This window comes from Pseudomonas sp. SZ40, assembly GCF_052958135.1.
Genome location: NZ_JBQWIF010000029.1, coordinates 24937 through 49779, shown reverse-complemented (window position 1 = coordinate 49779; position 24843 = coordinate 24937). Strand labels below are relative to the sequence as shown.

The 24843-nt window shown below is 62.9% G+C and carries 20 protein-coding genes; 3 read left to right on the top strand and 17 right to left on the bottom strand.

The annotated features are described in order from the left end of the window. Positions 1–19: 19 nt before the first annotated feature. Both ACT9T4_RS20000 and ACT9T4_RS19995 read left to right on the top strand, forming a co-directional pair. A complete protein-coding gene (locus tag ACT9T4_RS20000) occupies positions 20–1741 on the top strand; it encodes an FAD-dependent oxidoreductase (RefSeq protein WP_499118618.1) in 1722 nt (573 codons plus the stop codon). A 27-nt stretch (positions 1742–1768) separates the two neighbouring features. Continuing rightward, a complete protein-coding gene (locus ACT9T4_RS19995; protein WP_499118616.1) occupies positions 1769–2602 on the top strand; it encodes an aldo/keto reductase in 834 nt (277 codons plus the stop codon). 114 nt (positions 2603–2716) lie between these two features. Here the strand turns inward: ACT9T4_RS19995 and pcaC are convergent, their stop codons facing one another. The 10 genes from pcaC to ACT9T4_RS19945 all read right to left on the bottom strand — a co-directional run bounded on the left by pcaC (position 2717) and on the right by ACT9T4_RS19945 (position 12507). After that, positions 2717–3115, bottom strand: coding sequence for a 4-carboxymuconolactone decarboxylase (gene pcaC, locus ACT9T4_RS19990; RefSeq protein ID WP_042554079.1), 399 nt, complete (start codon positions 3113–3115; stop codon positions 2717–2719). A gap of 34 nt (positions 3116–3149) precedes the next feature. Next, positions 3150–3941 (bottom strand): 3-oxoadipate enol-lactonase, encoded by a 792-nt coding sequence (pcaD, locus tag ACT9T4_RS19985; protein ID WP_042554078.1) that lies wholly within the window; start codon positions 3939–3941, stop codon positions 3150–3152. A gap of 18 nt (positions 3942–3959) precedes the next feature. Continuing rightward, positions 3960–5324, bottom strand: a complete 1365-nt coding sequence (locus tag ACT9T4_RS19980; protein ID WP_499118615.1) for a 3-carboxy-cis,cis-muconate cycloisomerase — start codon at positions 5322–5324, stop codon at positions 3960–3962. 18 nt (positions 5325–5342) lie between these two features. Beyond that, positions 5343–6656 (bottom strand): MFS family transporter, encoded by a 1314-nt coding sequence (locus ACT9T4_RS19975; protein WP_499118640.1) that lies wholly within the window; start codon positions 6654–6656, stop codon positions 5343–5345. Between the two features lie 306 nt (positions 6657–6962). Beyond that, positions 6963–8168 carry a 3-oxoadipyl-CoA thiolase gene (pcaF, locus tag ACT9T4_RS19970; RefSeq protein WP_042554076.1) on the bottom strand — a complete coding sequence of 402 codons (1206 nt, stop codon included), beginning with the start codon at positions 8166–8168 and terminating at the stop codon, positions 6963–6965. Further along, positions 8165–8947 (bottom strand): CoA-transferase subunit beta, encoded by a 783-nt coding sequence (locus ACT9T4_RS19965; RefSeq protein WP_042554075.1) that lies wholly within the window; start codon positions 8945–8947, stop codon positions 8165–8167. The genes pcaF and ACT9T4_RS19965 overlap by 4 nt, the downstream gene beginning before the upstream one ends. Beyond that, positions 8947–9798, bottom strand: a complete 852-nt coding sequence (locus tag ACT9T4_RS19960) for a CoA transferase subunit A (RefSeq protein ID WP_042554074.1) — start codon at positions 9796–9798, stop codon at positions 8947–8949. The genes ACT9T4_RS19965 and ACT9T4_RS19960 overlap by 1 nt, the downstream gene beginning before the upstream one ends. Positions 9799–10095: 297 nt before the next feature. Beyond that, positions 10096–11025 (bottom strand): catechol 1,2-dioxygenase, encoded by a 930-nt coding sequence (gene catA / locus ACT9T4_RS19955; RefSeq protein ID WP_042554073.1) that lies wholly within the window; start codon positions 11023–11025, stop codon positions 10096–10098. A gap of 47 nt (positions 11026–11072) precedes the next feature. Beyond that, positions 11073–11363 (bottom strand): muconolactone Delta-isomerase, encoded by a 291-nt coding sequence (gene catC, locus ACT9T4_RS19950; protein WP_042554072.1) that lies wholly within the window; start codon positions 11361–11363, stop codon positions 11073–11075. 22 nt (positions 11364–11385) lie between these two features. Beyond that, positions 11386–12507 (bottom strand): muconate cycloisomerase family protein, encoded by a 1122-nt coding sequence (locus ACT9T4_RS19945; RefSeq protein ID WP_499118613.1) that lies wholly within the window; start codon positions 12505–12507, stop codon positions 11386–11388. Between the two features lie 230 nt (positions 12508–12737). On the opposite strand from ACT9T4_RS19945, the gene ACT9T4_RS19940 reads away from it, so the two are divergent. Continuing rightward, a complete protein-coding gene (locus ACT9T4_RS19940; protein ID WP_499118611.1) occupies positions 12738–13613 on the top strand; it encodes a LysR family transcriptional regulator in 876 nt (291 codons plus the stop codon). A gap of 179 nt (positions 13614–13792) precedes the next feature. Here ACT9T4_RS19940 and rpsA read toward each other — a convergent pair whose 3' ends face one another. The 7 genes from rpsA to gyrA all read right to left on the bottom strand — a co-directional run bounded on the left by rpsA (position 13793) and on the right by gyrA (position 24828). Further along, positions 13793–15472, bottom strand: a complete 1680-nt coding sequence (rpsA, locus tag ACT9T4_RS19935) for a 30S ribosomal protein S1 (RefSeq protein WP_042554069.1) — start codon at positions 15470–15472, stop codon at positions 13793–13795. A 139-nt stretch (positions 15473–15611) separates the two neighbouring features. Further along, positions 15612–16301, bottom strand: a complete 690-nt coding sequence (gene cmk / locus ACT9T4_RS19930) for a (d)CMP kinase (protein WP_042554068.1) — start codon at positions 16299–16301, stop codon at positions 15612–15614. Further along, positions 16298–18508: a bifunctional prephenate dehydrogenase/3-phosphoshikimate 1-carboxyvinyltransferase gene (locus ACT9T4_RS19925; RefSeq protein ID WP_082045795.1), complete on the bottom strand. Its 2211-nt coding sequence runs from the start codon at positions 18506–18508 to the stop codon at positions 16298–16300. Before ACT9T4_RS19925 ends, cmk begins: the two co-directional genes overlap by 4 nt. Before the next feature lie 29 nt (positions 18509–18537). Beyond that, positions 18538–19647, bottom strand: a complete 1110-nt coding sequence (gene hisC / locus ACT9T4_RS19920) for a histidinol-phosphate transaminase (protein ID WP_042554067.1) — start codon at positions 19645–19647, stop codon at positions 18538–18540. A gap of 87 nt (positions 19648–19734) precedes the next feature. Beyond that, on the bottom strand, positions 19735–20844 hold the full coding sequence (pheA, locus tag ACT9T4_RS19915; protein WP_179538424.1) for a prephenate dehydratase: 1110 nt from the start codon (positions 20842–20844) through the stop codon (positions 19735–19737). After that, positions 20844–21929 carry a 3-phosphoserine/phosphohydroxythreonine transaminase gene (serC, locus tag ACT9T4_RS19910; RefSeq protein ID WP_042554065.1) on the bottom strand — a complete coding sequence of 362 codons (1086 nt, stop codon included), beginning with the start codon at positions 21927–21929 and terminating at the stop codon, positions 20844–20846. The genes pheA and serC overlap by 1 nt, the downstream gene beginning before the upstream one ends. A 94-nt stretch (positions 21930–22023) precedes the next feature. Continuing rightward, entirely contained in the window at positions 22024–24828 is a 2805-nt protein-coding gene (gene gyrA / locus ACT9T4_RS19905; RefSeq protein WP_179538425.1) for a DNA gyrase subunit A, read from the bottom strand. Between the last annotated feature and the right edge of the window lie 15 nt (positions 24829–24843).

The window sequence follows — 24843 nt, the reverse complement described above, 5'->3', positions numbered from 1 at the left end:
AAGCCGTCAGGAGCCCTTCATGCCCGCCGTTCCTCCCACCCCGCTCCCCCAACAATGCGACCTGCTGGTGGTCGGCTCCGGCGCCGCCGGGCTAGCTGCCGCAGTGACCGCCGCCTGGCACGGCCAGAAGGTGGTGCTGGTGGAGAAGGACGCTGTTCTCGGCGGCGCCACCGCCTGGTCCGGTGGCTGGGCCTGGGTACCGCGCAACCCGCTGGCACGCCGGGCGGGCATTGAGGAAGACATCGAGCAGCCGCTCACGTACCTGCGCCACGAACTTGGCGAGCACTTCGATGGCCAGCGCGTCGCGGCCTTTCTCGAAGCCTGCCCGCATATGGTGGCGTTCTTCGAACGACACACGGCCTTGCAGTTCGCCGACGGCAACGCCATCCCGGATATGCATGGTGATACGCCGGGGGCCGCCACGGGTGGCCATCAGGTGATCGCCGCCCCCTATGATGCCCACGAAGTGCTCGACCTGTTACCGCGCCTGCGCAGGACCATGCGGGAGACCTCGTTCATGGGCATGCCGATCATGGCCGGAGCCGATCTAGCGGCTTTCCTCAGCATGACCCGCTCACCGAAGTCCCTGTGGCACGTGGTTCGTCGCTTCAGCACTCACCTCTACCACCTGGCCCGCTACGGCCGCGCCATGCATCTGGTCAACGGTGTGGCGCTGGTCGCACGGCTGGCACGCTCTGCCACTGATCTGGGCGTGACGATGATCGAATCGGCGCCCGTGGTTCGCCTGCATCGGCAGGACGGTCACGTCAACGGCGTGACGATCCGGCACAAGGATGGCGAGCATTTCATCAGCGCCCGCGCAGTGATTCTCGCCGCTGGCGGCTTCCCCAACGATCCACTGCGTCGCCGGCAGCTGTTTCCCCGCGATGCCAGCGGCCGGGACAACCTGGCGCTGCCACCCACCTCCTGCTCGGGCGACGGGCTGCGCCTCGGTGAGGCGCTAGGCGCTCAGGTCGACACCCGGCTGAAGTCGCCCGTGGCCTGGGCGCCGGTTTCCAGAGTGCCGCGCCGCGACGGCAGCAGCGGCCACTTCCCGCACATCATCGAGCGTGGCAAGCCGGGCATCATCGGCGTACTGGCCAACGGCAAGCGTTTCGTCAACGAGGCCCACGGTTACTACGACTACGTTTCGGCCATGGTCGAGCAGGTGCCGGATGGACAGGAAGTCTGTTCCTGGCTGATCTGCGACCATCGCTTCCAGCGTCGCTATGGCCTGGGCTTCGCCCGCCCGGCTCCCGTGCCGCTGTGGTCGGCACTGCGCAGTGGCTACCTGCAGCGCGCTGCCAGCGTAGAACGACTGGCACTGCAATGCGGTATCGATCCGGTTGCCCTGGCGACCACGGTGGCGACCTTCAATCAGTACGCGCGGGCGGGCGACGATCCCGAGTTCGGCCGCGGCAGCACCGCGTTCAACCGGAAACAGGGCGATCCGTTGCATCCGGGGCCCAACCCCTGCGTCGCGCCGATCGAACAGGGCCCCTTCTATGCAGTCAAAGTAGAGCCTGGCTGCTTCGGCACGTTCGCCGGCCTGAAGACCGACGCATCGGCCCGCGTACTCGATGTCGAAGGCCTGCCAATCAGCGGCATGTACGCCGCTGGCGCGGACATGGCCAGCGTGTTCGGCGGCCACTACCCCTCCGGCGGTATCAACCTGGGGCCCGCCCTCACCTTTGGCTACCTCGCCGCGCGCCACGCGGCGGGCATCGACGCCTACGAATAGTCACCCGTTGTCATCAGGAGTACTCACATGCAGGCCATCCGCAATCGTTACCAACTGAACATGCCGAAACTGGGGCTGGGCACCTGGCCCATGCGCGACGACGAATGCACCCGCGCGGTGCATCAAGCCCTGGAGATCGGCTACCGACATATCGATACCGCCACGGCCTACGAGAACGAAGCGGCAGTCGGCAAGGCGCTGGCTGAGACCGAGGTCGCCCGCGAGAAGATCCACCTGACCACTAAGGTCTGGTGGGACAAGCTGCAGCCCGATGCCATCCGCGCCTCGCTCACCGAAAGCCTGCAGGCGCTGCGCACCGAGTATGTCGACCTGTTCCTGATCCACTGGCCAGGCAACGCCGGCAGCCTGAAAGGTGATGGCCTGCACCGCGTCCTGGAGACACTGGCGGCACTGCGTGACGAGGGCACGACGCTGAACATCGGCGTCGCCAATTTTCCGCTGCCGCTGTTGCGTCAGAGCATCGAGGAGTTCAAAGCCCCGATCGCCGCGATTCAGGTGGAATATCACGTGCTGCTCGATCAGCAACCGATGCTCGACTACGCCCGCGAACACAATCTGGCGTTCACCGCTTACTGCCCATTGGCCCGTGGTGAAGCCGCGCAACTACCAGAAATCCGCCAGATTGCCGCCAAGCACGGCGTATTCCCCAGTCAGGTGGTGCTGCAGTGGCTGCTTGCTCAGGACCACGTGGCAGCGATCCCCAAGGCCAGCGGCGTGGAAAACCAGCGGGCCAACCTGGCCGCTCTGGACATCCGCCTCGACGATGAAGACCGCGCGCTGATCGCCAGCCTGCCCAAGGATCGCCGCCTGGTGAGCCCGGACTTCGCACCGCAGTGGTAAGCCGATAAGCGAAAGCCCCGCGTCTGCGGGGCTTTCGCGTAGCCTGGGTCGAGCGGAGCGATACTCGAATCGCCTGGTGGAAGAAAACAGCGTCTTCCACCCTACGAAACTTGCCTACGCCTTGTTCAGCGACTCCACGCCGACTTCGTCCCACAGCTCTTCCGCGAGGTGGAAGGTCGCATTGGCAGCGGGAATGCCGCAATAGATCGCGCTCTGCATGATCAATTCCTTGAGTTCCTCACGGGTGACGCCATTGTTCTTGGCAGCCTTGAGGTGCAGCTTCAATTCACCCTCGCGGTTCATGCCGATCAGCATGGCGATGGTGATCAGGCTGCGGGTATGGCGCGGCAATCCCGGACGCGTCCAGATATCACCCCAGGCATGACGGGTGATCATTTCCTGAAATTCTTCGTTGAACGGCGTCAGCTTTTCCAGGCTGCGGTCGACGTGGGTATCGCCCAGCACCGCGCGGCGCACCTGCATGCCGGCTTCGTAGCGTTGTTTCTCGTCCATCGGTAACTCCGGTTTCATGGGGTAGAGCGCTCAGTCATTTGGCGCGCAGAAAATCCAGCACACGCCGGGTGAACAACTCGCCTGCCTGCACGTTGGACAGGTGCGCGGCGTCGAACTCGACCAGCTCGGCACCGGCGATGCGTTCCTGCATGAAGCGGCCATGCTCCGGCGTGGTCACCGCATCGCCGGTACCGCAGACGATCAGGGTCGGCGCCTCGATCGCAGCGATCTGCTCACGGTAATCGGCATCGCGTACCGCCGCGCAGTTGGCCGCGTAGCCCTGGGGCGAGGTCTGCGCCAGCATGGTAACGATGGGGTCGACCTTTTCCGGGTGCTTGGCAGCGAATGGCGGGGTGAACCAACGCTCGATGGAGGCATCGCGCAAATCGCGCATGGCCTTCTCGCCCCCCTTGAGCACGGTGTCGATGCGGGTGCTCCAGATCTCATCGGTGCCAATCTTGGCGGCGGTGTTGCACAGCACCAGGCGCTGCAGACGCTCGCCGGCGTTGAGGCCGAACCACTGACCGATCAAACCGCCCATGGACAGGCCACAGAAATGCACCGTGTCGATGTTCAGCGCGTCGAGCAGCGCGAGGACGTCGCGGCCGTTCTGTTCGATGCTGTAGAAGCCGGAGCTGACCAGCGATTGGCCATGGCCACGGGTGTCGTAGCGCAGCACACGAAAATGCTCGCTGAACGCCGGCATCTGCGCGTCCCACATGTGCAGGTTGGTGCCCAGGGAATTGGACAGCACCAGCACCGGCGCATCCGCCGGGCCTTCGAGTTTGTAGTTCAGGTCGCCATCGGCGAGGGATACCACGGGCATGACAATCTCCTAGATGATCTACGAATTCAGTTCGCGGCTCTGCGCCACGGCACGCTCGACCCAGCGGCGCGCCTGGCCCAGGTAATGGGCAGGATCGAGCAGGTGATCCAGTTCTTCCGCGGACAGCTGGGCAGTGACCTCGGAATTGGCGCCCAGCACTTCACGCAGATGAGCGCCCTCCTTCACCGCCTGTTTGCAGCACTGCTCGACCAGGCGGTGAGCCGCGTCACGACCGATGCGTTGCGCCAGGGCGATGCTCACCGCCTCGGCCAGCACCAGGCCACGGGTCAGGTCGAGGTTGCGGGCCATGCGCCCGGCATCCACCTCGAGCCCTGGCACCACCAGCAGCGCTTGCTGCAAGGCACCGGACACCAGGCAGCAGAGCTCCGGCAGGGTCTCCCATTCGGCATGCCACAGGCCGAGGCTGCGCTCGTGCTCCTGAGGCATGGCCGCGAACATGGTGGCAACCAGGCCGGGCGCGCGGGTCGCGGCGCCGATCAGCACCGCAGCGCTGACCGGGTTACGCTTGTGCGGCATGGTCGAGGAACCGCCCTTGCCTGGCGCAGAGGGCTCGAACAACTCGCCGGCCTCGGTCTGCATCAGCAGGCTGAGGTCGCGGCCCAGCTTGCCCAGGCTGCCGGCGATCATGCCAAGCAGGCTGGCGAACTCGACCAGACGATCGCGCTGGGTGTGCCAGGGCTGTTCAGGCAGTTGCAGATCCAGCTCAGCCGCCAACGCTTCGGCCACCGGCCAGGCCTTGTCGCCCAGCGCCGCCAGGCTGCCGGACGCCCCACCGAACTGCAGGCACAGCAGGCGCGGTTTGATCTCTGCGAGACGCTGGCGATGGCGGTCGACCGCCCCCAGCCACCCAGCGATCTTCATACCCAAGGTTACCGGCGTGGCGTGCTGCAGCCAGGTGCGCCCGGCCATGGGCGTTGCCACATATCGCTCGGCCTGTTCGGCCAACAGTCGGCTCAAGGCATCGAGGTCGTTTTCCAGCAGCACGATGGCGGCGCGCAGTTGCAGCACCAAGCCGCTGTCCATGGCGTCCTGGCTGGTGGCGCCCAGGTGCACGTAGCGCTCGGCCTCTTCACTCTGCGCGGCGATGCGTTTGCCCAGCGCCTTGACCAGCGGAATCGCCGAGTTGCCGGCGCTGCCGATGGCGATGGCCAGGGCATCGAAATCATAGAGTTCGGCCCGGCAGGCAGCCTCGATATCGGCGACCACTGCCGCGGGAATCACGCCGACCGCAGCCTCGGCCCTGGCCAGCGCCGCCTCGAAGTCGAGCATGCCCTGCACGCGGCCATGGTCGCTGAACACCTCACGCATCGGCGCACTGGTGAAGTAGGCATCGAACAACTGGCTGCAGGGCCTTGAACTCATACTGCTGAAACTCCGTGGTCAATGATCATGGTGTAGGTAACTGGCCTGGCGCGGCAGACGCAAGCTGACCAGAAAGGCCAGCACCATCATGCCCGACACGTACCAGTAGAAGGTTTGCTCCAGGCCAATGGACTTCAGGCCCAGGGCCACGTATTCGGCAGACCCGCCGAATAGCGCATTGGCTACCGCGTAAGCCAGGCCGACGCCCAGGGCGCGGACTTCCGGCGGGAACATCTCGGCCTTCACCAGGCCGCTTATCGAGGTATACAGGCTGACGATGGCCAGGGCCACAATGATCAGCAGGAAGGCCACCACCGGATTGTGCACGGTCTGCAGCAGCGCCAGGATCGGCCAGGTGAAGATCGCCCCCAGGGCACCGAACCAGAGCATAGAGGTGCGTCGACCGATGCGATCGGACAAGGCGCCGAACAGCGGCTGCATGATCATGAACAGAAACAGCGCAGCGGTCATGATGCCGCTGGCGGTCTTGGCGCTCATGCCTGCCGAATTGACCAGGTACTTCTGCATGTAGGTGGTGAAGGTATAGAAGATCAGCGAGCCACCGGCGGTATAGCCAAGCACGGTGAAGAACGCCGCTTTGTGGTGCTTGAACAGGTAGGCGATGCTGCCCGACTCCTTGTTGCCGATCTGGTCCTTCTTGGCGGTCTCGTCCAGCGAACGGCGCAGGTAGAAGGCCACCACGGCAGCCAGGGCACCGATCACGAACGGGATGCGCCAACCCCAGGCACGCAGCTCATCTTCGGTGAGCAGTTGCTGCAGGATCACGACCACCAGCACGGCCAGCAATTGCCCGCCAATCAGCGTGACGTACTGGAACGACGCGAAGAACCCGCGCTGCCCCTTGAGCGCCACTTCGCTCATGTAGGTCGCCGTAGTGCCGTACTCGCCGCCCACCGACAGCCCCTGGAACAGGCGCGCCAGCAATAGCAGCAGCGGTGCCAGGGCGCCGATGCTGTCATAGGTCGGCATGAAGGCGATGGACAGCGACCCCAGGCACATCATCAGCACGGAGATCATCATCGAGACCTTGCGTCCGTACTTGTCGGCAACCCGGCCAAATACCCAGCCGCCAATCGGTCGCATCAGAAACCCGGCAGCGAATACACCTGCGGTATTGAGCAACTGGACGGTGGGGTCGTCGGACGGAAAGAAAGCTGGCGCGAAGTAGATCGCGCAGAAGGCATACACGTAGAAATCGAACCACTCGACCAGATTGCCCGAGGAAGCGCCGACGATGGCGAAGATGCGCTTGCGGCGCTCTTCCGGGCTGTAGTTCGGGGCTTCGTACACCGTGCTGGCTTCGGAACTCATCATGGATACTCACTGGTAAGGAACGGGACGGTTCCCTACTCCGACTTACATGTAACCAAATGATTCGAGCATTATTACCCCGCCTGATCGCTTGCACCGGTACCGGACACGGCGGCGTGGAGCCCTGTCCGATACCGAAGCAAACAAACTCTGGGACCTGTGGGCATATCGCCGGACTCTTGGCGGTCGTCGATGTTGGTGGGCTGAAGCCCACCCTACAAGAGACAAGCACCCGACGTAACGTAGGGTGGGCTTCAGCCCACCAAACAGCGCATGAGTAACGCCCCATGGTCGATCTGCAGGTTTCTAGACGCGCTCGATCGCCAATGCCAGCCCCTGGCCGACGCCCACGCACATGGTCGCCAGACCGAGCTTGCCGCCGGTCTTTTCCAGGTGGTGTACGGCAGTCAGCACCAGGCGGTTGCCGCTCATGCCCAAGGGGTGGCCGAGGGCGATGGCGCCGCCGTTCGGATTGACCTTGGGGCTGTCGTCCGCCAGGCCGAGATCACGGGTGACCGCCAGCCCCTGAGCGGCGAACGCCTCGTTCAGTTCGATCACGTCAAAGGCATCGATATCGAGGTTCAGGCGGCTCAGCAGCTTGCGTACCGCCGGTACCGGGCCGACACCCATGACCCGAGGGGCCACGCCACCGCTGGCCATGCCGAGTACCTTGGCGCGGGCCTTGAGGCCATATTTCTGCACCGCTTCGGCAGACGCCAGGATCATCGCCGACGCCCCGTCGTTGAGCCCCGAGGCGTTGCCTGCAGTCACCGTCTTGTCCGGGCCGTTGACCGGCTTGAGCTTGGCAAGTGCCTCGGCGGTGGTGTCGGCGCGAGGGTGTTCGTCGGTATCGACGATGCTTTCACCCTTCTTGGTCTTGATCACTACCGGCACGATTTCCTCGGCGTAGTAACCACTTTGCTGCGCCACGGCGGCACGCTGCTGGCTGCGCAGACCGAAGGCGTCCTGGTCGGCACGGCTGACGCCGTAATCTTCGGCCACGTTGTCACCGGTCACCGGCATCGGGTCGACGCCGTAGCGCTCCTTCATCGCCGGATTGACGAAACGCCAGCCCAGGGTGGTGTCTTCGAGCTTCTGGCCACGGCCAAAGGCACTGTCCGCCTTGCCCATCACGTATGGCGCGCGGGTCATCGATTCGACGCCGGCAGCGATGGCCAGCTCCATTTCCCCGGAAGCGATGGCTCGGAAGGCAGCACCCACCGCTTCCATGCCCGAGGCGCAGAGGCGGTTGAGGGTCACGCCAGGCACCGTCTCCGGCAGGCCAGCGAGCAGCAGCGCCATACGGGCGACGTTGCGGTTGTCCTCGCCGGACTGATTGGCGCAGCCCATGAACACTTCATCGACCGCCGACCAGTCGACCTGCGGATTACGTTCGATCAGTGCCTTCAGCGGAATGGCTGCCAGGTCGTCGGCGCGTACCGCGGAGAGGCCGCCATTGAGCCGACCGATCGGCGTACGCACCGCATCGCAAATGAATACATCGCGAGTCATTCGTCACTCCCCTTCTGCCCATGGGCAGCGGCGGTGCGTGCTTCCAGATCACGCAGCGCAGCCAGTTCTTCGGCTTTCGGCGCTTCGGTGGTGGTCACGTTGTCGGCGAAACGGATCTGCCAGCCGGTGTTCTCGACCACCTGCTCACGGCTCACGCCCGGATGCAGGGAGGTAACGATGAATTCGTTGCTGCCCGCTTCCGGCTCCATGATGCACAGGTCGGTGATGATCGCGACCGGGCCGTCGCCCGGCAGGCCGAGGCGCTTGCGGTGATCGCCACCCTCGCCATGGCCCACCGACGTGATGAACGCCAGCTTGTCGACGAAGGTGCGATGACCCTGCTTGAGGATGATCAGCACCTTCTTGGCGCTGCCAGCGATTTCCGGCGCGCCACCGGCACCCGGCAGACGCACTTTCGGCGCATGGTAATCACCGATCACCGTGGTGTTGATATTGCCGAACTTGTCGACCTGGGCCGCGCCGAGGAAGCCGACATCGATACGACCGCCCTGCAGCCAGTAGCGAAAGATCTCGCCGGTCGGCACCACGGTATCGGCCGTCTCGGCCAGCTCACCATCACCGATGGACAGCGGCAGCACGGTGGGCTTGGCGCCGATCGGGCCGGATTCGTAGATCAGTACCACTTCCGGGGCGTGGGTCAGACGCGCCAGGTTGGCCGCCTTGGACGGCAAACCGATGCCGACGAAGCAGACGCTGCCATTGCCGAGGCGGCGCGCGGCGGCCACGGTCATCATTTCATTGGTGTTGAACTCGCTCATCACTTGGCCTCCCCGTTAACCTTCGCCTGGTACTGCGCAAAATCCTCGGTGCCACGGATGTATTCATCGATCCAGGCAGTGAAGGTTTCACGGTCGCGGGCGATGGGATCCCAGGCCTGGTAGAAGCGGTTGTCACGCTCGTAATAGCCATGGGCATAGGATGGATGAGCACCGCCCGGCACCACACAGACGGCAGTCAGTGCCCAGGTCGGCAGTACGCAGGCGTTCATCGGTGCTTGCAGGTCGTCGACGATTTCCTCGACGGTGACGATGCAACGCTTGGCAGCCAGAGCGGCCTCCTTCTGCACACCGAGAATGCCCTGAATCAGCACGTTGCCCTTGCGGTCGGCCTTCTGCGCGTGGATGACGGTGACGTCAGGACGCACGCTCGGTACGGTAGCCAGGCTCTCGCCGGTGTACGGGCATTCGATGAACTTGATTTCCGGGTTGACCTTGACCAGGTCCGAGCCCTGATAGCCGCGCAGCACGGCGAACGGCAGATTGGATGCGCCAGCGACGTAGGCGTTGGCCATCGCCGCGTGGCTGTGCTCGCTGATTTCCAGCTTGTGCGGCCAGTGCTTCTCGACCGCGTCGCGCAGACGGTGCAGGGAGCCGACACCGGGGTTGCCACCCCAGGAGAAAATCAGACGCTTGGCGCAACCCGCACCGATCAGCAGGTCATAGACCAGATCCGGTGTCATGCGCACCAGCGTCAGGTCTTTCTTGCCCTGACGGATCAGTTCATGGGAAGCCGCAGTGGGAATCAGATGGGTGAAGCCTTCGAGGGCGATGGTGTCACCGTCGTGAACGAAGCGCTCAACCGCCTCGCGCAGGGAGAGAATTTCAGCCATGGTCGTTCTCGTCTTATTGCTCTGGAAACCGTGGGGCGGCTATTGCGCCGTGTGAGTACAAGGTACCCAGCCCATAGCGAGCTAACAATCCGATAATCGATTATTTGTTCGATAATCGAACAATGCTTGAACCGCTCTCCCTTCCCGCCCGACACCCGCCAGCCGCATCATCCATGGGCCTGCACGGCGTATCCACACAGCCCTCAGCTTCGGGCCTACATGCCAAACACAATTACCCCCTGTGCAGGGGGTAATCCAGGCTTGCCAGGTTCAGAACCGGGCCTGACAGAGCAGCCCTCAGGCCTCCAGCGCCCTCACCCGCTCGTGGCGTTGCTGGGCCTTGGGCTCAGCGGTGGATTGCAAGGTGAAATCGAATTCGATTTCGGCGAAGCGTCCTGCCACCCCGTGGGCACTGGCACGCGCCGCATCCTCGAAGAAATCGATCTTCGCAATCAGCTCATCGCGGGTGGCGTAGGCGAAGTCATCGTGCAGGTACTTGTCGCCATCCAGATTGATCTGGGTAGTCAAATGCCGATGGCCGGGTGCCGAGATGAAGAAATGCACGTGGGCCGGACGCTGGCCATGGCGGCCGAGCTGGTCGAGCAGTTGCTGGGTCGGGCCATCGGGCGGGCAGCCGTAGCCGGACGGCACGATGCTGCGAAAGCGATAGCGGCCCTCGGCATCGGTCTCGATGCGGCGACGCAGGTTGAACTCCGACTGCGCGGGATCGAAGTAGGAATAGGTGCCGCCCGTGTTGGCGTGCCAGACGTCGACGATGGCACCGGCCAATGGCTTGCCGTCGGTATCGAACACACGGCCCTGCATGAACAGCGGTGTACCGGCATCCTGACCATCGTCCAGACGGGCTTCGCCCTTGCTCAGCGGCGCTCCGGCGACATACAACGGCCCCTCGATGGTGCGTGGGGTACCGCCCGTGCGACCGGCCTCTTCGTCCTCGGCGTCCATCAGCATGTCGAGGTAATGCTCGATACCCAGACCGGCGACAACCAAACCAGCCTCCTGGCGGCTGCCGAGTTCGTTGAGGTAGTGCACCGCTTTCCAGAATTCTTCCGGGGTGATCTGAAGATCCTCGATGAGCTTCGCGGTGTCGTTGAGCAGGCGGTGAATCACCGTCTTCATGCGCGCGCTGCCCTGGTCATTGCTGAAACCACTGGCCTCTTCGAAGAACTTCTGCACATCCACGGTCTGGGCGATACGTACGGTCATGGTCTTTTCCTCATCTTGTTTTTTCTTGAACGGATTATGCTGGCGAATCAGCGATCGTCATCATGGATCGAGGACGGGTGATGACACAGCGCCATGACCTCGATCTCCATGTAGGGGTAGAGCGGCAGTTGCATCAGAGTGTCATGCAGAGCCTGGGCGTCGGCCACGTCGAACACGCTGACGTTGGCGTACAGCCCGGCAATTCGCCATAGATGGCGCCAGGTGCCCTCGCCCTGCAGACGCTGGGCCAGCTCTTTTTCATCGGCCTTCAGGCGGGCGACCTGTTCGGCCGGCATATCGGTGGGCAGTTTTACGGTCATGCGCACATGGAACAGCATGGCAACGTCCTTTCGGTAGGCATCAACGACGGCGGAAGTGCTGCAGACGCTCTTCATCGAGCGTCACACCAAGGCCGGGCGTGGTCGGGATCTTCAGTTCGAAATCGCGGTACATCGGCACCTCGACGAGGATGTCCTCGGTCAGCAGCAGCGGCCCGAACAGCTCGGTGTGCCACTCCAGCTTGCTGAGGGTGGCGAAGGCATGGGCCGAGGCCAGGGTGCCGACACTGCCTTCGAGCATGGTGCCGCCGTACAGAGCGATACCCGCGGCTTCGGCGATATGGGCGCTGCGCAGCACGGCGCGCGGGCCACCATTCTTGGCGATCTTCAGGGCGAACACCGGTGCGGCGCCGGCACGGGCCAGGTTGAAACTGTCTTCCACGCTCTCGATGGCTTCGTCGGCCATGATCGGCGCTGGGCTGCGGGCGCTGACGCGCGCCTGGGCCTGCACGTCCTGGCGAGGAATCGGCTGCTCGATCAGGTCGACGCCGGCATCGCCGAGCGCCTGGCAGGCGCGCATGGCCACCGCTTCGCTCCACGCCTGGTTGACGTCTACCCGAACGCTGGCACGGTCGCCCAATGCGCGCTTGATGGCCGCCACGTGGGCGATATCCAGCGACGCATCGCGGCTGCCGATCTTCAGCTTGAAAATCCGGTGGCGACGCAGGTCGAGCATGCGCTCGGCCTCTTCGATGTCTGTGGCGGTATTGCCACTGGCCAGCGTCCAGGCGACTTCCAGACCGTCACGCACACGGCCACCGAGCAGCTCGGCAACCGGCAGGCCAAGACGCTTGCCCTGGGCGTCGAGCAAGGCGGTTTCCACTGCCGAGCGGGCGAAGGTGTTGGCGCGCACGTTGCGGTCGATGCGCAGCATCGCGGCGTTGATGTTGCCGGCCGGCTGGCCGATCAGCAGCGGTGCGAAGTAGGTATCGATGTTGGTCTTGATGCTTTCCGGGCTTTCCCCGGCATAGGCCAGGCCACCAATGGTGGTGGCTTCACCGACACCTTCGATACCGTCACTGCAGCGCAGGCGCAGGATCACCAGGGTCTGCCGCTGCATGGTGTGCATCGCCAGCTTGTGCGGGCGAATGGTCGGCAGATCGACGATCAGGGTCTCGAGGCTTTCGATCAGGGGAACGCTCATTGGAAGTGATCCGTATGCAGGTCAGAACGACTGGCAAAAGGCTGCGAGACGCAGCGCTGCGGCGCCTCGCTCAGAAGGCCAGCCAGGCGCAAGAACGCGGTGGAGGAGCAAAGGATGCGAGTCATCACGAGCATATCCTTCAGGTTTTATTTTTGTTCCGGCACAGATTGACCTCAGCAAATAAGCCAGTCCAATATTGAATCGGTCTGGTTTCATACCCTGGAGGTATCATGGAGCTGCGCCACCTGCGCTACTTTCGCGTGCTGGCTGAAACCCTTAATTTCACCCGCGCAGCAGAACGCCTGCATATCGCCCAGCCGCCGCTGAGCCGGCAAATCCAGCAATTGGAAGATGAGTTGGGCGTGGCCCTGATCGAGCGCGGCAGGCCGTTGCGCCTGACCGAGGCTGGTCGGTTCTTCTATGAGCATTCCGTGCAGTTGCTTGAGCAGCTTGGCCGCGTCAGCGAAGACACGCGGCGGATCGCCGAAGGGCAAAGACGCTGGCTGGGAATCGGCTTCGCTCCTTCCACACTGTATGGCGCACTTCCGGAGCTGATCCGTCAGCTGCGCAGCGAGGCCGCCATCGAGCTGGGGTTGTCCGAACTGATCACCCTGCAGCAGGTGGAAGCCCTCAAACGCGGCCGCATCGATATCGGTTTCGGGCGCATCCATATCGAGGACCCGGCCATCGTGCAGGAGGTCATTCGTGAAGATCCACTGGTCGCCGCCCTGCCCGCTGGCCATCATCTGCTCGCCGCCCCCGCATCGTTGGAAGACCTGGCACGGGAACCGTTCGTGCTCTATCCAGGCACGCCAAGGCCCAGCTATGCCGACCATGTGCTCGGGCTGTTCGCGCGCAATGGCTTGAAGATTCGCGTAGCACAGATGACCAACGAGCTGCAGACCGCCATTGGCTTGGTGGCCGCTGGCATCGGCATCACTCTGGTGCCGGCTTCGGTACAGCGCCTGCACCGCGACGATATTGGCTACACGCCCCTGCTCGACGTCAGCGCCACCTCGCCGATCGTCATCAGTTACCGCAAGGATGACGATTCACCGCTGCTCAAGCGCTGCCTGAATCTGGTCAAGCATCTCGATCCGGAGTGACCACCCTGCGATACGGCTGCCGGGGCGGAATCACCTTGGAGGACCAGGCTTTCGGACCCTGTGCGATTTAGCCGAGGTGATCGCCCGTCTGCGGCTGAAACTCGATTCGAAGCTGTATACCTGAACGACGCCCACAAAAAAGGGCGACCGAAGTCGCCCTTTTTCTGGATTACCCGAACTTAGTTCTGGTTTTCCATTTGCGCGCGGATCAGATCACCGATGGTGGTCGGACCGGAAGTTTCAACTTCCTGCTTACGCATTTCCTTGATTGCTTCTTTTTCGTCTTCAACGTCTTTCGACTTGACGGACAGGCTGATCACGCGGCTCTTGCGATCCACGCTGATGATCTTGGCCTCGACTTCTTCGCCTTCTTTCAGAACGTTGCGCGCATCTTCAACGCGGTCACGGCTGATTTCGGAGGCTTTCAGAGTGGCTTCGATGCCGTCGGCCAGGGTGATGATCGCGCCCTTGGCGTCAACTTCTTTCACAGTACCGCGAACGATAGTGCCTTTGTCGTTGACTGCAACGTAGTCGGAGAACGGATCTTCTTCCAGTTGCTTGATGCCCAGGGAGATGCGCTCACGCTCTGGGTCGACCGACAGGATGACGGTTTCCAGCTCGTCGCCCTTCTTGAAGCGACGTACGGCTTCTTCGCCGACTTCGTTCCAGGAGATGTCGGACAGGTGAACCAGACCGTCGATGCCGCCGTCCAGACCAATGAAGATACCGAAATCGGTGATCGACTTGATGGTGCCGGAGATCTTGTCACCCTTGTTGAACTGACCGGAGAAATCTTCCCATGGGTTGGTTTTGCACTGCTTGATACCCAGGGAGATACGACGACGCTCTTCGTCGATGTCCAGAACCATGACTTCCACTTCGTCGCCAACCTGAACGACTTTCGACGGGTGGATGTTCTTGTTGGTCCAGTCCATTTCGGAAACGTGTACCAGGCCTTCCACGCCTTCTTCCAGCTCTGCGAAGCAGCCGTAGTCGGTCAGGTTGGTCACGCGCGCAACAACGCGGGTGCTTTCCGGGTAACGCGCCTTGATAGCAACCCATGGGTCTTCGCCCAGTTGCTTCAGGCCCAGGGAAACACGGTTACGCTCGCGATCGTACTTCAGAACCTTGACGTCGATCTCGTCGCCAACGTTGACGATCTCGGACGGGTGCTTGATACGCTTCCAGGCCATGTCGGTGATGTGCAGCAGGCCATCGACGCCACCCAGATCCACGAATGCGCCGTAGTCGGTGAGGTTCTTGACGATACCTTTGACCTGTTGGCCTTCCTGCAGCGATTCCAGCAGGGCTTCGCGCTCTGCGGAGTTTTCGGCTTCCAGGACGCTACGACGGGAAACGACAACGTTGTTGCGCTTCTGGTCGAGCTTGATGACCTTGAATTCGAGCTCTTTGCCTTCCAGGTGAGTGGTATCACGCACCGGACGGACATCGACCAAGGAACCTGGCAGGAACGCACGGATGCCGTTAACGTCGACAGTGAAGCCGCCTTTAACCTTACCGTTGATAACGCCCTTGACCACTTCCTCAGCGGCGAAAGCTGCTTCCAGGACGATCCAGCACTCGGCGCGCTTGGCTTTTTCGCGGGACAGCTTGGTTTCACCAAAGCCATCTTCAACCGCGTCCAGCGCAACGTGGACTTCGTCACCGACCTTGATGGTCAGCTCGCCTTGTTCGTTGAAGAACTGCTCCAGAGGGATGACGCCCTCGGACTTCAGGCCAGCGTGAACGGTAACCCAGTCGCCGTCGATGTCGACCACGATGCCAGTGATGATGGCACCCGGCTGCATGTCCAGGGTTTTCAGGCTTTCTTCAAAAAGTTCTGCAAAGCTTTCGCTCATGTTGATTCCTGTTGGATCGGGCGGGGATTCGCCCTGCTCCGCATTCCAGACAATGCGGGTTTATTCATATAAAAGAAGGCCTACGGGACTAGGACTGGTATCCCCGTATGCCTCCCCTGCGAGCCGAAAATGGCTCTTTTCAACCGGCGAGGTCGCGATTGGCGACTTCGCTCAGAATTCTTTCCAGCACCTGCTCGATGGACAATTCGGTGGAATCCAGCTGGATCGCGTCGGCTGCCGGCTTGAGCGGAGCCACCGCACGCTGGGTATCACGCTCATCGCGTGCCCGAATCTCATCAAGAAGACTCGCGAGATTAACATCATCGCCCTTCGCCTTCAACTGCAGGTAACGTCGATTGGCACGTTCCTCGGCGCTGGCGGTCAGGAAAACCTTCAATGGCGCCTCTGGAAACACCACGGTGCCCATGTCACGACCATCGGCCACCAGGCCCGGCGCCTCGTTGAAGGCGCGCTGGCGCTGCAGCAGCGCATCACGCACCGCTGGCAGGGCCGCGACCTGAGAAGCACCGGCACCGATCTGCTCGTTACGGATGGCGTCGGTCACCTCCTCGCCTTCGAGGATGATGCGTTGTGGCTTGCCGTCACCGGCAGCGAGGAACTGCACGTCGAGGTGCGCGGCCAGCAGCTTCAGCGACTCTTCGTTGGTCAGGTCGACGCCATGATTGCGTGCGGAGAATGCCAGCAGACGATACAGCGCGCCGGAATCCAGCAGGTTCCAGCCCAGCTGCCTGGCCAGCAGACCGGCAACCGTGCCCTTGCCCGAGCCACTCGGCCCGTCGATGGTAATGACCGGCGCGTTGACGCTCATTGCTGCCCCTCCACGGCCACACGAATGCCAACCTGCTCGGCCAGAGCCAGGAAGTTGGGAAACGAGGTGGCGACGTTGGCGCAGTCATGGATGCGGATTGGCGCCGTCGCACGCAGCGAGGCGACGCTGAAGGCCATGGCGATGCGGTGGTCGCCGTGGCTGTGCACTTCGCCACCGCCAATGGCCTGGCCACCGTCGATGATGATGCCATCTTCGGTCGGCTCGACCTTCACACCCAGACTGGTCAGGCCGTCGGCCATCACCTGGATACGGTCGGACTCCTTCACGCGCAGCTCTTCGGCGCCACGCAGTACGGTGCGACCTTCGGCGCAGACCGCAGCGATGAACAGTACCGGGAACTCGTCGATGGCCAGGGGCACCAGCGCTTCGGGAATTTCGATCCCCTTGAGCTTGGCGCCGCGCACGCGCAGGTCAGCCACAGGCTCGCCCCCGACTTCACGTGGGTTCTCCAGGGTGATGTCGCCGCCCATCAGGCGCAGAATCTCGATCACGCCGATACGCGTCGGGTTGATGCCGACATGCTCGAGCAGCAGGTCAGAGCCTTCGGCGATGGAAGCCGCCACCAGAAAGAACGCTGCCGAGGAAATGTCCGCCGGCACTTCGATGCGGGTAGCCGTCAACTTGCCACCGGCCTGTAGGGAAGCCACCGGCCCGTTGGACTCGACGGCATAACCGAAGCCGCGCAGCATGCGTTCGGTATGGTCACGGGTCGGCGCCGGCTCGGTAACCGTGGTCACGCCTTCGGCGTACAGACCCGCCAGCAGCAGGCAGGACTTAACCTGGGCACTGGCCATCGGCAAGGTGTAGGTCAATGCCTTGAGCTTCTGGCCGCCACGGATGGTCAGCGGTGGGCGACCGTCCGGGCCGGTCTCGACCACGGCCCCCATTTCGCGCAGCGGATTGGCCACGCGGTTCATCGGGCGCTTGGACAGCGATGCATCACCGGTCATGGTCACGTCGAAGGGCTGGCCAGCCAGCAAGCCGGACAACAGGCGCATGGAAGTGCCGGAATTGCCTACGTAGAGCGGACCGGGTGGCGGCTTCAGGCCGTGCAGGCCAACGCCATGCACGGTCACGCGGCCATGGTGCGGCCCTTCGATGACCACGCCCATGTCGCGGAAAGCCTGCAGGGTCGCCAGGGCGTCTTCGCCCTCGAGAAAACCTTCGACCTCGGTAGTGCCTTCGGCCAGGGAGCCGAGCATGATCGAGCGGTGGGAGATGGACTTGTCGCCTGGAACGCGGATACGCCCACGGACATTGCCACCAGGATTAGCCAGGAAAACCAGATCGTTCGAGTGCATAGCGTCCACATAGGCCCGACGGGCCAGTATTTTGCTGAAATGTTCGCGGGCCACGCGGGCGCGAGTGAATACGCCCAGCAGGTGATGCCCGTCCCCTGCGTCGACCGCATCGCGCAAGGCGTCTAGGTCGTCGCGAAATACATCCAGAGTACGCAGCACCGCCTCGCGGTTGGCGAGGAAGATGTCGTGCCACATGACCGGATCACTGCCGGCGATTCTCGTGAAATCGCGGAAGCCGCCGGCGGCATAGCGGAAAATTTCCAGATTCTCGTTGCGTTTGGCCAGCGAGTCGACCAGACCAAAGGCCAGCAGATGCGGCAAATGACTGGTGGCAGCGAGCACCTGATCGTGGTGCTCGACCTGCATGTGCTCGACGTCGGCGCCCAGCTCGCGCCACAGTTGATCGACGCGCTGCAGCGCAATCGCATCAGTCTGCGGCAGCGGCGTGAGGATCACCTTGTGGCGCTTGAACAGCTCGCCATTGGCCGCCTCCACCCCGCTCTGCTCGGAGCCGGCAATCGGGTGGCCCGGCACGAAGCGCGCCGGCACGCCACCGAAGACCGCATCCGCAGCGCGCACCACGTTGCCTTTGGCGCTACCCGCATCAGTGAGCACGGCATCGCCCAGATCCAGCCTGGCCAACTCGCCGAGCAAACGCTCCATGGCCAGGATAGGGACCGCCAGCATGATCACATCCGCGCCCTGACAGGCGGCAGCCAACTGCTCCTCGCAGCGGTCCACCACCCCCAGCTCGACGGCCATGCGGCGCGCCTGCGGATCCAGATCGACGCCAACGACCTCGCGACACACGCCACGGGCACGCAGGCCCTTGGCGAAAGAGCCGCCGATCAGCCCGAGGCCAACCACGACCAGGCGTTCGACCAAAGGCTTGTTTATCGGTGTCATGCCTTCGGTCACGCGTTGAGCACCTTGCGCAGCGCTTCCAGGAAGCGGGCGTTCTCGGCCGGCAGGCCGATGGAAACGCGCAGGTGGTTGGGCATGCCGTAGCCGGCGACTGGCCGTACGATCACTCCCTCGCGCAACAACCCCTGGTTGATCGCAGCGGTATCACGAGCAAAGTCGATGGCCAGGAAATTGGCCTTGGACGGAATCCAGCCCAGGCCCAACTCGCGGCAACCTTCCTGCAATTGCAACATGCCAGCTGCGTTGATTTCACGGCTGCGGGCCAGATACTCGGCATCGTCGAACGCCGCGCAGGCCGCGGCCAGTGCGAAGCTGTTGACGTTGAACGGCTGACGCACACGGTTCAGCACGTCGGCGACCTGAGTCGAGCTGAGGCCGTAGCCGACGCGCAGCGAGGCCAACCCGTAGGCTTTGGAGAAGGTGCGCGAGACCAGCAGATTGGCGTGCCCAGCGAGGAAGTCCAGGCCATCCGGCAGCTCATCGCCGTCGGCATATTCGATGTAGGCCTCGTCCAGCACCACCAGCACGTTTTCCGGCACGCCCGCGAGGAAATCGCGCAGTGCCTGGGTGTCGAACCAGGTGCCGGTCGGGTTGTTGGGGTTGGCGATGAATACCACACGGGTGTCGGCATCGATGGCCGCCAGCATGGCCGGCAAGTCGTGACCGAAGTTGACCGCCGGCACGACCTTGGCCTGCGCGCCAACGGCCTGGGTAGCGATCGGGTACACGGCGAACGCGTGCTCGCTGAACACCGCATTCAGACCTGGGGCCAGGTAGGCGCGGGCGACCAGCTCGAGAATGTCGTTGGAGCCATTGCCCAGGGTGACCTGAGCGGTGGAAACGCCGCAGCGCTCGGCCAGCAGGGTTTTCAGGGTGAAACCGTTGCCGTCGGGGTAGCGAGTCAGCTCGTCGAGCTCGGCACGAATTGCCGCCAGCGCCTTGGGGCTCGGGCCGAGCGGATTCTCGTTACTGGCCAGTTTGACGATGCTGGCCGGATCCATGTTCAGCTCGCGGGCCAACTCGTCGACCGGCTTGCCTGGCACGTAGGGGGAAAGTTTCTGCACGCCTGGCTGGGCCAGGGCGATGAAATCACAAGACATAGCTGCAAGCCTCAAGCTATACGCCGCAAGCTAGAAGCCAGAACGCCGCTCATTTGCAGCTCGTGGCTCGCAGCTTGCAGCTGCTGTTTAAAGTACCGCCTTCGGGTAGGAGCCCAGCACCTTGAGCGCCACGGCTTCCCCATTGATTTTTTCCAGCACGTCCTTGATCAGCGGATCGCGGTGGTGACCGACGAAATCGATGAAGAAGGCGTAGGTCCACTTGCCGCTGCGCGACGGACGGGTTTCGATGCGGGTCAGGTCGATGTTGTTCTGGTGGAACGGCACCAGCAACTCGTGCAGCGCGCCTGGCTTGTTGCGCATGGAGACGATCACCGAGGTCTTGTCGTCGCCGGTCGGCGGGACTTCCTGGTTGCCGATGATCAGGAAGCGCGTGGAGTTATCCGGGCGATCCTCGATCTTCTCGGCGAGCCGGGTCAGGTCGTACAGGTTGGCGGCCATGTCACCGGCGATGGCCGCCGAGTTCCATTCGCTCTTCACCCGGCGGGCGGCATCGGCGTTGCTGGAAACCGCCACGCGCTCGACGTTCGGGTAATGGGCGTCCAGCCACTTGCGGCATTGGGCCAGAGACTGGGCATGGGAATAGATGCGGGTAATCCGGTCGGTCTTGGTGGCGTCGCCGACCAGCAGATGATGGTGGATGCGCAGCTCCACTTCGCCGCAGATCACCAGATCGTGCTCGAGGAAGCTGTCGAGGGTGTGGTTGACCGCACCTTCGGTGGAGTTCTCCACGGGCACTACACCGAAGTTGACGGCGCCGGCCACCACTTCGCGGAACACCTCGTCGATAGCCGCCATGGGCTGACTGATCACGGCATGACCGAAATGCTTCATGGCCGCCGCCTGGGAGAAGGTACCTTCCGGGCCCAGATAGGCGACCTTCAGCGGATTCTCCAGCGCCAGGCAGGAGGACATGATTTCACGGAACAGCCGCGCCATTTCCTCATTGCCAAGCGGGCCGCGATTACGCTCCATCACCCGTTTGAGCACCTGAGCCTCACGCTCGGGACGGTAGAACACCGGCTGCTCGCCAGCGGGCAGCGAGGCCATCTTGACCCGCGCCACTTCTTCGGCACAGCGTGCACGGTCGCTGATCAGTTCGAGAATCTTCTCGTCCAGGCTATCGATGCGCAGGCGCAGAGCCTGCAGCGCCTGATCGGTGTTCGCATCCGCAGTCATCAGCCGTGCTCCTTCTCGAACTCCGCCATGTAAGCGACCAGGGCCTGCACGGCATCCAGGCCCACTGCGTTGTAGATGGACGCACGCATGCCACCCACCGAGCGATGGCCCTTGAGGTTGAGCAGGCCACGGGCATCGGCACCCGCCAGGAACGGCTTGTCGAGACGCTCGTCAGCCAGACGGAAGGGTACGTTCATCCACGAACGGGCATTGCTGGCGATCGGGTTGCTGTAGAACTCGCTGGCGTCGATCACGCCGTACAGCAGTTCCTTCTTGGCCTTGTTGCGCTGCTCCATGGCGGCCACACCGCCCTGCTCTTTCAGCCACTCGAAGACCAGCCCCGAAAGGTACCAGGAGAAGGTCGCCGGGGTGTTGTACATCGAGCCGTTGTCGGCAGCGATCTTGTAATTGAGCATGGTCGGGCAGGCGCTGCGCGCGCGGCCGAGCAGGTCTTCACGGATGATCGCGACCACCAGCCCGCTGGGGCCGATGTTCTTCTGAGCGCCAGCATAGATCAGGCCGAACTTGGAGATATCCACTTCACGCGAGAGGATATCGGACGACATGTCGACCACCAGCGGTACGTCGCCAGCCTCGGGGATCCAGTCGAACTGCAGGCCACCGATGGTTTCGTTGCTGGCGTAATGCAGGTAGGCGGCATCCTTGGACAGCTGCCACTCGTTCTGCCCGGGAATGGCGAAGTAGTCGTAGGCCTTGGCGCTGGCGGCGACGTTGACGTTGCCGTAGCGGCGGGCCTCCTCGATGCTCTTCTTCGACCAGATGCCGGTATCGATGTAATCGGCAGTACCGTCTTCAGGCAGCAGGTTGAGCGGTATTTCCGCGAATTGCTGGCTGGCCCCACCTTGCAGGAACAGCACCTTGTAGTCGGAGGGAATGGTCAGCAGATCGCGCAGATCCTGCTCGGCCTTTTCAGCGATGGCCGTGTATTCGTCACTGCGGTGGCTCATTTCCATGACGGACAGGCCTTTACCCTGCCAGTCTAGAAGTTCGGCCTGGGCACGCTGCAGAACGGCTTCGGGAAGCGCGGCCGGGCCGGCGCAGAAGTTATAGGCTCGCTTGCTCACAATTCACTCTCGCTTGACTGTCTGGTTACAGCGCTACATCTATCTGGCGAAATGTTGCCTGCAGCACCAGGGTGCTGCAGGCAAAGCGGCGCGCTTACGCGTCGCGCTCTTCGCCTTGCTCGTCACCTTCCGCTGACGGCTCATCGCCAGCAACGGCCTCGTCGAGGTCGGCGACGACGATCGGATTGCCCTCTTCGTCCAGCGCCTCTTCGATGTCCTCTTCGGATGGCTCCTGCACACGCTCCAGGCCAACCAGTTTCTCGTCCTTGGCCAGCTTGATCAGGGTCACGCCCTGCGTGTTACGGCCGGAGCTGGAAACTTCGTCGACACGGGTACGCACCAGGGTGCCCTGGTCGGAAATCAGCATGATTTCCTCGCCGTCCTGCACCTGGATGGCACCGATCAGCGCACCGTTACGCTCTTTGGTGATCATGCCGATCACGCCCTGACCGCCACGACCACGGCGCGGGAACTTGGAGAGCGCCGTGCGCTTGCCGAAACCGCGCTCGGAAGCAGTGAGAATCTGCGCACCGGACTCGGGGATCAGCATGGAGATCAGGCGCTGTTCCTTGCCGATACGCATGCCGCGAATACCGCGGGCACCACGGCCCATGACACGCACCACGCTTTCAGCGAAACGAATCACCTTGCCGGAGCTGGAGAACAGCATGACTTCCTTGGCACCGTCGGTGATGGCGGCGGCGATCAGGGTGTCACCTTCCTTGAGCTTCAACGCGATCAGGCCGTTGGAGCGCGGACGGCTGAATTGCACCAGCGGGGTTTTCTTCACGGTACCGGAGGCGGTGGCCATGAAGATGTAGGCACCGGTCGGTTCGGCCACCAGCTCGGCGGTCTCGCCTTCGACTTCTTCGATCTCGGCGACTTCAGCCACTTCTTCGGCGTCCACGATCTCGCCTTCGAGCACGGCATCGTCGCTGTCGTCCACGTCGTCGGCGCCGGCTTGCTGCTGCAGGGCTTCGAGGTCGATCTGCAGCATGGTGGTGATGTACTCACCCTCGTCGAGTGGCAGCAGGTTGACCAGTGGACGGCCACGGGCAGCACGGGACGCTTCGGGAATTTCGTAGGTCTTGAGCCAGTACACCTTGCCCTTGCTGGAGAACAGCAGCAGCGTGGCGTGACTGTTGGCGACCAGCAGGTGAGCGATGTAATCCTCATCCTTGACGCCAGTCGCCGACTTGCCCTTGCCCCCGCGGCGCTGGGCCTGGTACGCGGTCAACGGCTGGGTCTTGGCATAGCCACCATGGGAAATGGTCACTACGCGCTCTTCTTCGGGGATCATGTCGCCGAGAGTCAGGTCCAGACGGGAATCGAGGATCTCGGTACGGCGCTTGTCACCAAACTCGGCCTTGACCGCTTCCAGCTCCTCACGAATCACTTCCATCAGGCGCACGGCGCTGGTGAGGATGCGGATCAGCTCGCCGATCTGGGTGAGGATTTCCTGGTACTCGGCCAGCAGCTTCTCGTGCTCGAGGCCGGTCAGGCGGTGCAGGCGCAGATCCAGGATCGCCTGGGCCTGTTCCGGCGACAGGTAGTACTTGCCATCACGCAGGCCGAACTGCGGATCGAGGTTCTCAGGGCGGCACGAATCGGCACCTGCGCGCTCGACCATGGCTTCCACGGCGGTGGATTCCCACGCGGTGGTGATCAGTGCTTCCTTAGCCTCGGAAGGCGTCGGCGAGGCTTTGATCAGGGCGATGACCGGGTCGATGTTGGACAGCGCAACGGCCTGGCCTTCGAGGATGTGACCGCGCTCACGGGCCTTGCGCAGTTCGAACACGGTACGCCGGGTCACCACCTCACGACGGTGCAGGACGAACGCGTCGAGCATGTCCTTGAGGTTGAGAATCTTCGGCTGACCGTCGATCAGGGCTACGACGTTGATGCCGAAGACGCTCTGCATCTGGGTCTGGGCATAGAGGTTGTTGAGGATCACCTCGGGCACTTCGCCGCGACGCAGCTCGATGACCACGCGCATACCGTCCTTGTCGGACTCGTCGCGCAGCTCGGTGATGCCTTCGAGCTTCTTCTCCTTGACCAGCTCGGCGATCTTCTCGATCAGGCGCGCCTTGTTCAGTTGGTAAGGCAGCTCGGTAACGACGATCTGCTGGCGACCGCCAACCTTGTCGATGTCTTCGACCTCGGCGCGGGCACGGATGTAAATCCGTCCACGACCGGTGCGATAGGCTTCAACGATACCGGCGCGGCCATTGATGATGCCTGCGGTCGGGAAATCCGGCCCCGGGATGTACTGCATCAGGTCATCGACCGTCAGCTCCGGGTTGTCGATCAGGGCCAGACAGCCGTCGATGACTTCGCTCAGGTTGTGCGGTGGGATGTTGGTCGCCATGCCCACGGCGATACCGCTGGAACCGTTGACCAGCAGATTGGGGATCTTGGTCGGCATGACCGCCGGGATCTGCTCGGTACCGTCGTAGTTGGGTACCCAGTCGACGGTTTCCTTGTGCAGGTCTGCCAGCAGCTCGTGGGCCAGCTTGGTCATGCGCACTTCGGTGTATCGCATGGCTGCGGCGTTGTCGCCGTCCACCGAACCGAAGTTGCCCTGGCCATCGACCAGCAGGTAACGCAGCGAGAACGGCTGAGCCATACGCACGATGGTGTCGTAAACGGCGGTATCACCGTGCGGGTGATATTTACCGATCACGTCACCGACCACACGGGCGGATTTCTTGTACGCCTTGTTCCAGTCGTTGCCCAGCTCGCTCATGGCGAACAGCACCCGACGGTGCACGGGCTTGAGACCATCGCGCGCATCCGGCAAGGCACGCCCGACGATCACGCTCATGGCGTAGTCGAGGTAGGACTGTTTCAGTTCGTCTTCGATGTTGACCGGGAGGATTTCTTTGGCCAGTTCGCCCATGAGTAGCCTGATTCC